The sequence below is a fragment of the Nitrospirota bacterium genome (assembly GCA_023229435.1).
Classification (GTDB): domain Bacteria; phylum Nitrospirota; class UBA9217; order UBA9217; family UBA9217; genus JALNZF01.
Genome location: JALNZF010000011.1, coordinates 1 through 12,463, shown reverse-complemented (window position 1 = coordinate 12,463; position 12,463 = coordinate 1). Strand labels below are relative to the sequence as shown.

Here is a 12,463-nt window from a genome sequence, read left to right as displayed (position 1 = left end):
CGCAGCTTGCCCTCGAATGCCTCAATCGGGGGAACTCCGCACTCACACGTCATACCCTCTCGGTGTTATCATGAAATCGTTCCACACAAATGTTTTCGAGTTGCCGATGATCACGGTCGTCTGCATATCGACGTCAGTGTCCTGCATGTTCTCAAGGTCCGTCACGATGACCGTCTCCTGCTCCCGCATCGCGCCCTTCACGAGGCCCACGGCTGTTTTCGCATCCCGGTGCTTCAGGATGATCTCCCGCGCCCGGTTGAGATGGCCGGCCCGGCCTTTGCTCCGGGGATTGTACAGGACGATAACGAAGTCCGCTGCTGCGGCAGCCTCAAGACGCCTCTCGATCATTTCCCAGGGCGTCAGGCGGTCCGACAGGCTGATGCAGGCAAAATCATGCATCAGGGGAGCGCCGAGACGCGAGGCAGCGGCATTCAGCGCGGAAATGCCGGGGATCACTTCAACTGAAGGCAGCAAGGTTGAGAAGTTGCGAAATTGAGACGTTGGGATCGTCTTACTTTGCTCCGTTTTCTCATCTTCCCAACCTCGCACCTTCCCATCTTCAGCTTTCAGAATCTCAAAAATGAGCCCGGCCATGGCATATACTCCGGGGTCACCACCGCTGATCACGGAAACGGTCTTTCCGGCCTGAGCCAGTTCTACCGCTTTCCGGCACCGGTCGACTTCCTGCGTCATTCCGGTAGACACGACTTCCTTGTCCTTAAGGAGTTCCTTGATGAGATCGAGATAGGTTCCGTAGCCCACGATGACATCAGACCTTTTGATCGCGTCCCTGGCAGCGGGCGTGATATGCTCCAGGCTGCCCGGCCCGGTCCCGACAATGAATATCCTGCCTCTTTCTTCTGACTGCTGACTCCTGACTCCTGACGTCTTCGCTGAAACTGCCACGGTCACGTTTCCTTTCTTCTGCTTTCGCACCAGCAGGTCATTCGTCCCGGCGGCAAGCAGCGCCGCAGGTTCGGCGACAGCATTCGCGCCTGTCGCTTTGAATACAACCTCGGATCTTTCTATCCCTTCCACGCCGTTCAGCTCGGCACTTCTGAATACGTGCAGCGGGAGGTCATATTTTCGAGCGAACGCACTGAGTCCCGGCTCGCTGCCCTTGATATCGATCGTCGCGATACAGCCCAGGGACAGGAACGACAGATTGCCGCTATCGAGCACGCTTCGTACCGCATCCTCGATCTCCTCCTGCGACGTTCCGCTGTTGCACCCGATGCCGACGACAAGGTTTCGGGGCCTGAGATAGAGCTGGCCCTTCACCCGGCAGGTTTCGATGGAACAGTCGTCTCCCGCGACAGCGCATAACGAAGGCCCTGCATAGGCATTCTGTTGGTTCGAGATGATCACGTCCGCGAACCGCGGCTCCGCTACGCGCAGGAACTCATCGGGTAGTTTAATTTCTGACCCCTGCCCCCCGACCCCTGATCCCTGCTGCTCATACACCCGCAGCGCGCCGTTGTTCACGAACCGCGTTCCGATCAGGGGAAGCATGCTCCAGTCCTCGATGACCAAATCATGTTCCCGCGCCCAGAGATCGAGCGGCGGTAGACCGTTCACATCCGACGCAGTGGTAATGACCGCCTCGCTGCCCAGGAACGCCGCGATCTCGCGCGCCAGTTCGTTCGCTCCGCCGAGGTGGCCGCCTGCCAGGCTTACTGCATATCTCCCCGCCTCATCCAGCACAACGACCGCGGGATCGGTCCGCTTGTCCTTAAGCAGCGGCGCAATGGTCCGCACAACGATGCCGGAGGCCATGATGAACACCAGCTCCTCGCTCCTCCGCCACAAGTCTTCGACAACGTCCGGCGCGTATTTCGCGATCTCCGCGCCAGGTGAGAATGACTTCAGCCGCTCCGCAAGCTTCAGTCCATTATCAGTTATATAGATGATCGCTGTTTTTCTCACTCCGCACTCCGAACTCATCACTCCGGACTCACTTCACTTCCGGTACTCATGCTTAAAATCCTTATGGTACAGCTTCGACTCTTTTCCGAGCGACGCCTCCGATGCCCGGAGTGATTCCCCCACATAGATCAGCGCCGTCTTCCTGATGCCTGCGTCCTTCACCAGAAAAACAATGTCCGTCAGCGCGCCCCTGATGACCTTCTGGTCCGGCCAGGTTGCCTTCTCGATGATCACCACAGGCGTATCCGGTGGATACCCCTGCAGCAGCTCGTCCCGCACCTTCTCGATCATGCCGACGCTCAGGAAGATCGCCATGGTTGCGCGGTGCGATGCCAGCGAACCGAGCCGCTCAAGGGCCGGGACCGGGGTCCTGCCCTCCATCCGGGTAAAGATGACGGTCTGGCTTATCTCGGGGATGGTCAGCTCCTGCCCGAGGACCGCGGCGCCGGCCATGGCCGATGACACTCCCGGGATGACCTCATACGGTATATTCAGCTCACGGAGCCGTTCGATCTGCTCTGATATGGCGCTGAAGAACGACGTATCTCCCGTATGCAGCCGGACGACCGATCTGCCGTTCTCCACGGCCGTGCGCATGATCGCAATGATCGCGCCGAGGTCCATGTTCGCTGAATCGTGGATCTCGGCCTTGATGCCGTCGAGCAGCGCGGGGTTCACCAGGCTGCCTGCATAGATCACCACGTCTGCGCTGTCGAGCGCCTTCCTGCCCTTCACGGTGATAAGTTCCGGGTCTCCCGGTCCTGCGCCTACAAAAATGATCTTTGCGTTCATCGTTTCCTCACGATCATGAGGGAGAAATAATTCGTATCCTCCTCGTTCACCTGACCAATGTCCTTATACACCCGTTCATCGTCCATGCCTGCCCGCACCACATAGGTCGCCTGTGCCGCACGGTTCATCCTGTTCAGCATATCCCTGACCGTATTGAACACTTTGCTGACCTTCATGAGCACCACGGTATCGAACTTCTCCAGCGTTTCCTCCAGGCTATCCAGATAATTTGCCGGCAGAATGGCGATCCGTTCATTGCCGAGACCCAGAGAGAGCCCGGCCCGTGCAGCAGCCGCGTTTATGGAAGATATGCCGGGAATAATCTCGATGGCAAGCGCGGGTATGCGCTCAAGCAGTTTATCATAAAGATAAAAGAATGTGCTGTATATCCCGGGATCGCCGATGGTGATGAAGGCCGCGTCACTCCCTTGTTCAAGCACGGAAACGATGGCATGAACGGCTTCATTCCATTTGGAATCAAGCTCATGAGCCGGCGAGAACTCCCTCTCCCCCCGTAGGATAGGGCCATCCACATTTTCCCTCTCCCCGCCGGGGAGAGGGCCAGGATGAGGGGCGGTTTTCATCATGGGAAAGTGTAATTCAACAAGCTCCTTGCCCTCCAACGAAAGCTCCTTCCGCACGATCGACAGCGCAAGGCTCGACCCTTCTTCGCGGCCTTTCGGCACAAAAATACACGGCGTCTCTTTCAGTATTCTGACAGCCTTCAGCGTCATAAGTTCAGGATCACCCGGCCCGACTCCGATTACATACAATTTTCCGGTCATGTTTTTCCTCAACCTGCAACGTGGTTCGGCGCGTTCGGGGAACGCGCCCTACAATTAAAATTACAATCCCGTAGGGACCGTTCCCCGAACGGTCCGCACCATGCCGTTTCAATCAACACACATCACAACGGCAATGCATCCATCCTCCCGCAATACGGATATTCCTCCCACGAGGCAACCATCATCTTCCGCACGGGATTGTTCAAAATGTACTGCGCCTTATCGGTCAGTTCGTTCGGACCGTTCGGGGAACTCCTACAGCGTATCACATGATCATGGAAATTCCGCTGCCACAGATGGCTGATGCCGAAAGCGACCTTCACTTCACGCGACGTGAACCGCTTGAACACGGAAACCCAATTTTGAAGAGTCTTATCGTACTTCATTCCGAACGATAACAGAAGATGCAAATGATCCGGCATCAGGCAGTGACAATATGCTTTAATTTCACCAAGAGCCTGACGATGTTTGATTTCGTCCACTATGACTGTTGCTACGCCATGATCCGCGAAAAATGGTTGTTTGTCGTACGCGCAGACCGTGATAAAGTAAACATGGTCAGGACCTTTATAATCAAACGTTGCGAGACGCATTGGTTTGCGTTGCGGAAATTCCGCCATGGTGATCTCCATTATCGCAAATAGGTGCGGCGCGTTCGGGGAACGCGCCCTACGACACCATTATAATAATCGCAGGGACCGTTCCCCGAACGGTCCGAACCATATTCTTCAGGGACATATCACGCTTTTGATGTTCTGAAAGCGCTGAAAGCATGTTAGCCTTTCCCGCATGCGCCTGCAAAGCTCAGTCATTGCTGTTCCACGGACCGAGCCGCCTCGGGTCCGCTTTCCCACGCGTGAAGCATATCGGTCAGCACCCCGAATTTTTCATCCACAACTTTACCCGATTTCTCCAAAAGGTCGAGGCCCGCGTACCGGTACAGGGGCGCCCACTCATCCTTGTGAAGAACGGCAAGTTTCGGATTCAGGATATAATACCCCTGCCTGAACCTCTTGAAAAGTTTGCGTCCGTAAGGATTCGCGCTGTCGGTTTCGTTTTTTGACAGGAGAGACGAGAGATACTGCCGCTTTCTGCGGTATGCCGGGGTCACGCTATCCGGCAAGGAGTCGGCCATTTCCGCCAGCTTTACCGCGGTGAGCGCCACCCAGTCGATGTAGCTGGAGGAAAGCAATTGGTCGTGCAGGACGGAGAAGAAGAGTTGATACAATAAAAATTCTCCCTGGCTTGCGTCGATCTTTATCAGACGGTCCTCCGCCTTGAGGCTGACGCTTCCGGGCGCCAGAAGCTCATGCACACGCGGAAACTGCTCAACAGCGTAATTCTTTTTATAGGCCGCCCGCGCAAGCGCGTGCTGCCATGCGGTGCGACCGTAGTTGTCCGTAAGCTCGACGTTCGCTCCCCGGGCGAGAAGCTCGCTTATCAGCGAATCGTTGCCCGCCGACGCGGCCAGCATCAGCGTCGTCGTATTGAACATCGTTCGATGATCAACGCCGTAGGTCTCGCACTGCTTCAGGATACCCTGATAGAATTTCCCCTCGTATTCCTGAAAATACCGCGCATATAACCCCTTGCGCTGCTGGCTGTAGTTCTGACTCTGCAATCTCTGAAGACCATATTCATCCATATACAACGGCTTTGCCTTGTCAAAGCCCGATTGTTTGAGCAGGAGAATCATGCGCGGCTCGCCATAAAACAACGCATACTCGAACAGCGTCTTCCGCGGCTTTTGAGAGACCTCCTTCGGGTCCCGCGCGCGGACGAGCAACTCCTCAACGCGGCCGGATGTGCAGATTTCCCACGGCACCGGCTGGGTCTTCAGGATGTTCCGTCTTATCTCGTCCGCCTGCTCCTGCCTTCCCTGCTGCTCGAGCCGCCGGGCCTCGGCCTGCCATTCTTCGATCGTTGATTGTTTCTCCTCGACCACGACGTTTTCGCGCGCGTTCCGAATACCGAGGAGAGAGATGAGCGGATGGCCCGTATCTCCTTCGATCAGGAAAATCCTGTTCACGGCGCGAGTGATGGCGACATAAAGTGAATTGATGAAAAACTTATAAACCTCGTGCGCTTTGTCCGTCTTGTCCCGGGCCCGCCGGTATTCGAGGTCGCCGGCGAGGTCCTGCTCCCCGATTCCCTCAACAATCTCGCTGAAGCTCTTGCGCTCAAAGGTGATGAAGTTTACCAGAATGACGTTCTCGTACTCCAGCCCTTTCGCCTCGTGGATGCTGAACAGGAGCGGGGTGTCGAAGAACTGCCGGGCCGCGGCCTTGTCCTCGTCGCGCATGACCAACACGGCGTACTTCGTGGACCTCCGCGTGGTCCGGGAAAGCTCGCGTTTGGCCCGCTCCGTGTCCTTCACGAACACTACCTCGCCGACAGTGTCCGACACACTGTTCATGAGGTAATTGCTCTCGCGGTCGAGCGAGCCGAAGCGCCTCTGCTTGATCATGAGCAGCTTGTTCGCCAGCGCCGTTACGGTCGTCGCGTTCCGGAAATTCGACTGGAGAATCCTCGTTACCTTGCCGGATTCGAGCGCTTCGGACAGGTAGAGCATGGACTTGAGGCCGCTCCAGGAAAAGAAGTTCGGGTGCACTACCTGATTGGAATCGCCGCAGAGGATGAAGTCCTCCGGCCGCTTGAGGCCTTTCAGGATCAGCTGGAGTTGGATATTGGTGATGTCCTGCACCTCGTCAACAACGATAAAATCGTACTCCGGCCGCGCGTGCGCAAGGTACCCGTGCGCGAGGATGTTCGGATCGTACAGACCGGCGGCTTTGAGCCAGGCGAGATATTTCTCAAAAAGCGTATACACGAGCTCCCGCTCTTCGTCGAGAAAGATGGACTGCTTCACCCCCAGGCCGAGATACTCCTCTCTGCCGAGCCACGCCGCATCCACGACCGAGCCGGTCAGGACGCCCCGAAACTCCTCGTACAGCCGGTGCGCGTCCGCGACCCGCTGCTGCCTGGGGATTTTAAACAACCATTCCGCGAAAGCCCGGTACGACACCTCCCTGCCCTCGGGTACGCGCATGGTCTCGATCAGCTCCCGGAAGGACAGAAACGACAAGTCCTGTGACTCGTTCTCGTAATGATGGGAATAATAGAGGCTGCGTGAGTTGTCCGCGAGATATTTGGAAAGCGTGACGTACAGAATTCTGCCATGCAGGCGCTTCATCTTTTCAAGCGTCAGCGCCGTCTTGCCGCTGCCCGCCGGACCGATGATGATGAGCGGCGCGGACAGCCGGTAGACCTCCTGCTGCTCCGGATCGAACGAAATCGCCTTGTCCAGAAAATGGAAACGCTTCACGCCGGGATTGACATACCGAAGCTTCGGCGCGTCCCCGGCAGCGCTTTCCGCCTGATCGACCGATAATATCTTCGTTTCATCGATCCTGACGCCGCGCAGGAACTTCGACTTCTCGTACGCGTGGTTCAGCACCGTTTCGAGAATCAGGGCGTAGCGTTCGCCGTTAAAGAACATGATTTTAAACAGCAGGCGATTCGAATCATCGAGCTTCGCGCGATACAGCCCCTGTTCAGATAGTTTCTTCACATCCGCCGAGCGGAAATCGTCCTTCGAGAGAAAGTCGATTGTTTTTTCGTACTGCCGCTTCACCTTCGCGACATCGAGATCGGCGTATTCGAGGATTTTCATTGAGAATGTTCGCTCCTGATAAAATCAAACGTGCGGCGCGCTCGCCCCGTTAGAGGCCGCGGACGCGGGCCGCGACCTGTCTTCTAACGGGGCTCGGGGAACGCGCCCTACAACACCATAATAATTATCGTAGGGACCGTTCCCCGAACGGTCCGCGCCATGCGGAACTGTCCGCGAGGTCTAATGCTTCCGGTGAAATATCCCCTTGTTCGATTTTTTGCGTTCATCTTCCGTAAGTATTTTTCCAAGATACCGGCATATCAACTCCGGTATCCTTCTGTTATCACGGTATAGTATGTAGCGCCAGCGCATCTTCTTGAGTCGTCTTGCATACTCATCAAGGAGTTATTGAACCTTATCATGGTCCGTTCCTTGCCCCGGCATTTCAATCGGAGCTTCTTCACCAGCGAGCTCCACCAATGCGGCATTTGTCTCTTCGTATACCTTTTTAACGTTCATTTCCTGTCAGCCTTCCTATTCGGTCGCGTTTCCAGCTCTATATCTTCCGAGTTGAAAATATACGACCGGAGAATTTTCTTTTCATAATCATTTATAAAAACCATCATTCCGCCTTGGGCGGTCATTTGCTCATATTGCCGTAATGTTTTCAAACGGGTCCTTTCCGACAGTGAATTGATGTATTCCTTCGCGGGATATGCCAATACCTTACGTTCATGCAAGTTGCATTCGATAACCGGATGTCTATTCACGTTCTCTTGCCAGGCTCGTATTATAGCAGGCCAGAAATCCGCAATTTTGCTTGCATAGTCTTTCATGTTTAATCCTCCGAACGCGCCGCGGAGCGCCTTGCTTAAACTTCGCGGCGCTTATTCCCGGCTTGGTGTTGGGTCCAGGTCTTTCCTATCTTCCCCAGATTTCTTCAGGGTCTTCTATATTGGGATCATCATATCTTTCCATTCTCCCAAGCCATTCCGGCATGCCATCCTTTATTCTGCATTTAAGTTGCTCAAGGGCTTCGCCGGTTATTTTGTTTGTTTCAAGCATAAACTGATAAAATTTCGTCAAACTCGCGGCATTTGCTTTGATAGCCGCTGTGCTCGCCCACATCGCTTTTCGTATGAACCAATAGCCCAGAAACATGCCTATGCTGCCGGCGCCCTCGGCGGCTTCAATGGTATCTTCATATAAAAGGAACTCATTAATATAAAAATCGACGTTTGAAACATGCTTTTTTACGGTCGTACTTGAAAGCTTGCTGCCTGACAGCCATTTTTGAAAGTGCTTTAATAAGAGCTTGTTTTTTCCTCTGATTCTATTGCATTCCTTCTCATATTGTTCGTACGAACTCATATTTTCCTCTCCTTGCCGGCATAACGCCGCCGTGAGGGGCGCGTTTCTCAGCGACCCTCTCGACGGCGTGGTTGGGATCATTATGTCGGGTTGCGCCGTGCTCTACCCGAGCTATGAACTTTCTCATCCATCAAGTTTTTCCATCCACTCTGTTCCAGAAAACTTCCTGATATATTCTCTGTCATTTCTACAAACCGTTTCGTTGGTACTGAGAAAGAAACGACATCCGAAGGCAGATATTTTCTCATAGCCGGATCCATGCACCCGACAATGCCTTTTGATTCTTCCGCGTGCTTCTCTTTATAGGGGATAGTCCAGATACTTTGGCAACCTGATGCAAAAGGCACACTTACGTTATCGTTATTAGGGCGGTCATAATTGGATAATGTTACAAGCCCGGCCAGATTGACGGCATCCACCCATAAATTGACAACTTCAATTTCCGCATCCTCATCGCTGTTGTCAATGGTACCCCAAATTATGAATTTAGTTTCCGAAGCATGGGCGCCGATATGTTCGTAAAAAGCATTTCCGAGAGCCGCATCTTTCTTGAACTTTTCTTTTTGCGCCAGAAAGCTACCTGCATCCTTCGATGGCGTCTTGAATCCTAAGTAACATGATGCACCACTGCATCCGGTATTTTCAGAGGAAAAACAGACTGGTTCGCCTCGGACGATCCTGTTTATATAGCCGAACATGCATGTCCATGTTCTGTTTTCAGGACTTACCACACAAGCAGGCGCTTTGTGAGCAAATGACCACCCTGTGGTCGGCATCCTGACCGGGAGATACCGAAGCAAACGATTTAGACTGTCTTTTACTTTTCGGGTATCCATTCCTTTATCCATTTTTTGCAATCAACCCACGAACGATAAAAGGGTCTTTTTCGATTATCACCGTAGCCTCTGCAAGACCCGGAACTTGAAATAGGAATTGATGTCCCGTTGTCGAATAGAGCCCACTATCAGAGATATCATATTTTTCTTACTTTATCAAGCGTGACGCCGCCGACCCCATAATTTGCGTCATCATGTTCGTGAATGATCACGGAAAATGCGTTTTGGGGAATGTGCGTAATCTCAACCGCTGCCTCGGTAAGTTTTTCAATCAACTGTTTTTTCTGCTCCGCATTAATTGATTGTTTGCCAATATCCAAGCGTATTACAGGCATAGTCCTCATCTCCTTTTCTATAACGACCAAGCTCACCGGCGGCAATGGAGCGCAGCGGAATTGTCGTCCGGTGCAGTGCTTTGTTGGGCATTTTTAGTTTTTGGTGCATATGTAAGTCCCGAGTATCCCATCATCTATGTGCTTACTCTTGATCATGAAACCAGCTCGTGACAAAAGGCCGTCCATCACCCAGTCATACGTCGAATACTCGTCCCTGAAATGCCTTTCGGTATCCTCTCGCAGCAGCTTCCCTCCTGCTATCGCCAGCTTATCAATCAATGCCACGATATTCTCGAGCGCATTGGTCTCCTCCAAGATGACATCATGGATGTAAAGCTGGCCGCCAAGCTTCAACATGCTATTAACTCGCTTTAGCGCGATGCCCTTCCAAAATCTGGAAGATGATGGAAGGCAAACGTCGTCACGACGGCGTCAACTGGTGAATCATTATGCTCGTAGGTCAGGAACCCAGCATGGTGAAACTCAATATTCGATGTTCCAGCCTTGATTGCCTTGGCCGCCGCGCGGTCGATCATAGCCTTTGAAACATCAATGGCATACACTCTGGCACAGCGTCGCGCCGCTTGAATGGCAAAAGTGCCTGTTCCAGATCCAAAATCGATCAGCCCATTGCCTCCCTTGATTTCAAGCGAATCGAGGATTTTTATGCTTTCGGCCTCCATGTCGCGGAAGTCTGCATGGCTCGAATCGTAGATTTCCACTGCGGCTTTGCTACTGTAGTCCGTGCCTACTTGCTTAAATTCGTCATATTGCCAAGAGAAGCCATGATTCATCTTCATATTTCACCCTTCTGCCCAACACGCGCGCCTGACGCGCCGCTTTTAGCGCGTCGCAGTCGAGGCGCAGGTTGGATCAACGTCTATTTTGAATCAGTCTTCAATCTACTACGCATATGTATGGTTCTATGTTGGACCCATTGTTCGAAACGCTTCATTAAGTTGTAATCAAAAACTTCTTTTTTCCCTGAACTGGCCTTCAGAAGCAGAATAAATTCTGCTAGGTCCATAACATGAAGAAACACGTTGTTCTTCTTTGCAGCATCTATCATATGTTTATCAATGATAGTCCAATCACCTGAATGCAATATTTCTGAAACAAGGACTATACAATGGGGAATTATCTTTCTGTTCAGCTCAATTACCTCACCGTGTGAATCATATACGGTGTAATTATCTTTCAGCGCTTTACAGGCTCCTACAACTTGTTTGATCCCTTTAACTATCTGCTTTTGAATGCTTGCAATCTTCTTTTCAACGGACTTGTTCTCTCGCGCGGAAAAGACAGCAGCTGTTTTAGACTCTATTAGAAAGAGGCCTAATTCATGATAGGCCAGAACATCTGTTAGCTCGCGCGGTTTCCCATTTTTAATGATTTGCGGTCCTTTGTACAGATAATTGCCAAAAACTGAATCAAGCGAGTACCAAATCTGACTTTCTAAAACAAAACCCTCATCAGCATTATCAACATTTATCTGGTAATGTTCTTTTTCACCAAAAAAATGGTTATTCATTATGACCCACTCGGAAATTATGGGTTTTATTTCATCTACATTGATTGATAGAGAAGTATTGCCGTCATGTTCTTTATTTATAGATTCATCAAAGCGATCTAAGGAAGCGATAGCACTTTGATTAAACGCGCCACTATACAAACTGTCAATAGCACTTAGCCATGATAATATTCTTTGCGGGTCATCTTTTGCGAATGTGATTTTACCGGTTGCTACACAAACATCGAGTTCATTGAAAAGCTGCAAAGGGGTCGATTCATTCTTCAATATCGTTTCTAATGAAAGATGCTCATCGCGAAATCTTAGTACGCCCGTCACAATCAGCGGGTGCTCCACATCATCATAAATCTTTATTCCCGCATGAATAAATACTGTCTCTGCAGTATCGTCTCTACCAAAAATGAAAGATAACCTGCAGCCCCGCAATATTGCTTTTAATGAAATCTCGGGCGCTTTGATCATTACCTTTGAACCAAATTTATCTGCTATATACCAGATGTTTGCATTTTCTGATTTCAGCTCAGAATATATTCGCTCTGCGATATCCAAATTTACTCCGGATTAACCAGTAGATGACGGGACGGAAACCGCCCCGATAATTCCGAAAATCCGTTCTTATCTCGTTTAGCAAATCATATGCCAACTCGGACCAGCTCACTTTGCTTCGAGTTTTTTCACGGGATTTTCCGGTCATTCCGAAAGCGGACATCCAGTGTTTTCGAAGCATTCCTGATGTCGGCTCCGATCCGGCATGATGGGGGAAAAGTCAAAATACAACCGCTACTTTCCTTGCTTGTTGCTGATATACTCCATTGCTTTCTCCGAAAGTTCCTCAACGCTTATATTTTCCCAGAGCCCTTTTCTCCACTCCGTACAATCAAAGTTGTCTCTTTTCAAAAGAGCGATAAAACATTCCGTCTCCACGACCCAGAGCGTATCGAACAAAGCATGAAAACCTTCGTGTTTAATAACCGTATCGGTCCTCATTTTTCCGCCTCCCGCGTCTGAATTGCATAGTACCGCGGCACGTTAAAATCGAAACATACATTAGCGGTTCGGCGCGTTTGGGAAACACGCCCTACGACTTCAATAATATATCGTAGGGCTCGTTCCCTGAACGGTCCGCGCCACTTCGTGATGTTTTATAATTTCTTACAATCGATAAAAGGGCTCGTCAAACATCATGGCCTTCTTGTCGCGTTCGGAGATGCAGCGCGTGGGACAACTGACGCACTTGTCTGTCAGGGAATCCCATGCCTTCGCGGCCGTCGTCA

Annotated in this window: 13 protein-coding genes; all 13 read right to left on the bottom strand. The window is 51.7% G+C overall.

The genetic code is table 11. The features are described 5' to 3' along the window. Positions 1-42 precede the first annotated feature (42 nt). The 13 genes from M0R70_09255 to M0R70_09195 all read right to left on the bottom strand — a co-directional run bounded on the left by M0R70_09255 (position 43) and on the right by M0R70_09195 (position 12,176). Positions 43-1,926 carry a cobalamin biosynthesis protein gene (locus tag M0R70_09255; protein ID MCK9419550.1) on the bottom strand — a complete coding sequence of 628 codons (1,884 nt, stop codon included), beginning with the start codon at positions 1,924-1,926 and terminating at the stop codon, positions 43-45. Between the two features lie 33 nt (positions 1,927-1,959). Further along, the gene (gene cobM / locus M0R70_09250; GenBank protein ID MCK9419549.1) at positions 1,960-2,718 is read right to left on the bottom strand and encodes a precorrin-4 C(11)-methyltransferase; all 759 of its coding nucleotides are present in this window, start codon (positions 2,716-2,718) and stop codon (positions 1,960-1,962) included. Further along, positions 2,715-3,503, bottom strand: a complete 789-nt coding sequence (cobI, locus tag M0R70_09245) for a precorrin-2 C(20)-methyltransferase (protein ID MCK9419548.1) — start codon at positions 3,501-3,503, stop codon at positions 2,715-2,717. The genes cobM and cobI overlap by 4 nt, the downstream gene beginning before the upstream one ends. A gap of 122 nt (positions 3,504-3,625) precedes the next feature. Continuing rightward, positions 3,626-4,123, bottom strand: coding sequence for a transposase (locus tag M0R70_09240; protein ID MCK9419547.1), 498 nt, complete (start codon positions 4,121-4,123; stop codon positions 3,626-3,628). 188 nt (positions 4,124-4,311) lie between these two features. After that, on the bottom strand, positions 4,312-7,176 hold the full coding sequence (locus M0R70_09235; GenBank protein ID MCK9419546.1) for a PhoH family protein: 2,865 nt from the start codon (positions 7,174-7,176) through the stop codon (positions 4,312-4,314). 455 nt (positions 7,177-7,631) lie between these two features. Then, positions 7,632-7,952: a hypothetical protein gene (locus tag M0R70_09230; protein MCK9419545.1), complete on the bottom strand. Its 321-nt coding sequence runs from the start codon at positions 7,950-7,952 to the stop codon at positions 7,632-7,634. An 85-nt stretch (positions 7,953-8,037) separates the two neighbouring features. Then, positions 8,038-8,487, bottom strand: coding sequence for a recombinase (locus M0R70_09225; protein ID MCK9419544.1), 450 nt, complete (start codon positions 8,485-8,487; stop codon positions 8,038-8,040). An 80-nt stretch (positions 8,488-8,567) separates the two neighbouring features. Further along, positions 8,568-9,323: a DUF169 domain-containing protein gene (locus M0R70_09220; protein ID MCK9419543.1), complete on the bottom strand. Its 756-nt coding sequence runs from the start codon at positions 9,321-9,323 to the stop codon at positions 8,568-8,570. A gap of 137 nt (positions 9,324-9,460) precedes the next feature. Continuing rightward, positions 9,461-9,658 (bottom strand): 4-oxalocrotonate tautomerase family protein, encoded by a 198-nt coding sequence (locus M0R70_09215; protein ID MCK9419542.1) that lies wholly within the window; start codon positions 9,656-9,658, stop codon positions 9,461-9,463. Between the two features lie 93 nt (positions 9,659-9,751). Continuing rightward, positions 9,752-10,015, bottom strand: coding sequence for a hypothetical protein (locus tag M0R70_09210; GenBank protein ID MCK9419541.1), 264 nt, complete (start codon positions 10,013-10,015; stop codon positions 9,752-9,754). Between the two features lie 14 nt (positions 10,016-10,029). Beyond that, complete coding sequence (locus tag M0R70_09205) at positions 10,030-10,458, bottom strand: class I SAM-dependent methyltransferase (protein MCK9419540.1); 429 nt, start codon at positions 10,456-10,458, stop codon at positions 10,030-10,032. Between the two features lie 80 nt (positions 10,459-10,538). Next, positions 10,539-11,738: a hypothetical protein gene (locus tag M0R70_09200; GenBank protein ID MCK9419539.1), complete on the bottom strand. Its 1,200-nt coding sequence runs from the start codon at positions 11,736-11,738 to the stop codon at positions 10,539-10,541. Between the two features lie 231 nt (positions 11,739-11,969). Beyond that, positions 11,970-12,176, bottom strand: coding sequence for a hypothetical protein (locus M0R70_09195; protein MCK9419538.1), 207 nt, complete (start codon positions 12,174-12,176; stop codon positions 11,970-11,972). Positions 12,177-12,463 lie beyond the last annotated feature (287 nt).

Coding starts and splice junctions, on each gene's coding strand:
- cobM (MCK9419549.1), bottom strand. CDS start 2,718: ATGAACGCAAAGATCATTTTTGTAGGCGCAGGACCGGGAGACCCGGAA.
- cobI (MCK9419548.1), bottom strand. CDS start 3,503: ATGACCGGAAAATTGTATGTAATCGGAGTCGGGCCGGGTGATCCTGAA.
- M0R70_09240 (MCK9419547.1), bottom strand. CDS start 4,123: ATGGCGGAATTTCCGCAACGCAAACCAATGCGTCTCGCAACGTTTGAT.
- M0R70_09235 (MCK9419546.1), bottom strand. CDS start 7,176: ATGAAAATCCTCGAATACGCCGATCTCGATGTCGCGAAGGTGAAGCGG.
- M0R70_09230 (MCK9419545.1), bottom strand. CDS start 7,952: ATGAAAGACTATGCAAGCAAAATTGCGGATTTCTGGCCTGCTATAATA.
- M0R70_09225 (MCK9419544.1), bottom strand. CDS start 8,487: ATGAGTTCGTACGAACAATATGAGAAGGAATGCAATAGAATCAGAGGA.
- M0R70_09220 (MCK9419543.1), bottom strand. CDS start 9,323: ATGGATACCCGAAAAGTAAAAGACAGTCTAAATCGTTTGCTTCGGTAT.
- M0R70_09215 (MCK9419542.1), bottom strand. CDS start 9,658: ATGCCTGTAATACGCTTGGATATTGGCAAACAATCAATTAATGCGGAG.
- M0R70_09210 (MCK9419541.1), bottom strand. CDS start 10,015: ATGTTGAAGCTTGGCGGCCAGCTTTACATCCATGATGTCATCTTGGAG.
- M0R70_09205 (MCK9419540.1), bottom strand. CDS start 10,458: ATGAAGATGAATCATGGCTTCTCTTGGCAATATGACGAATTTAAGCAA.
- M0R70_09195 (MCK9419538.1), bottom strand. CDS start 12,176: ATGAGGACCGATACGGTTATTAAACACGAAGGTTTTCATGCTTTGTTC.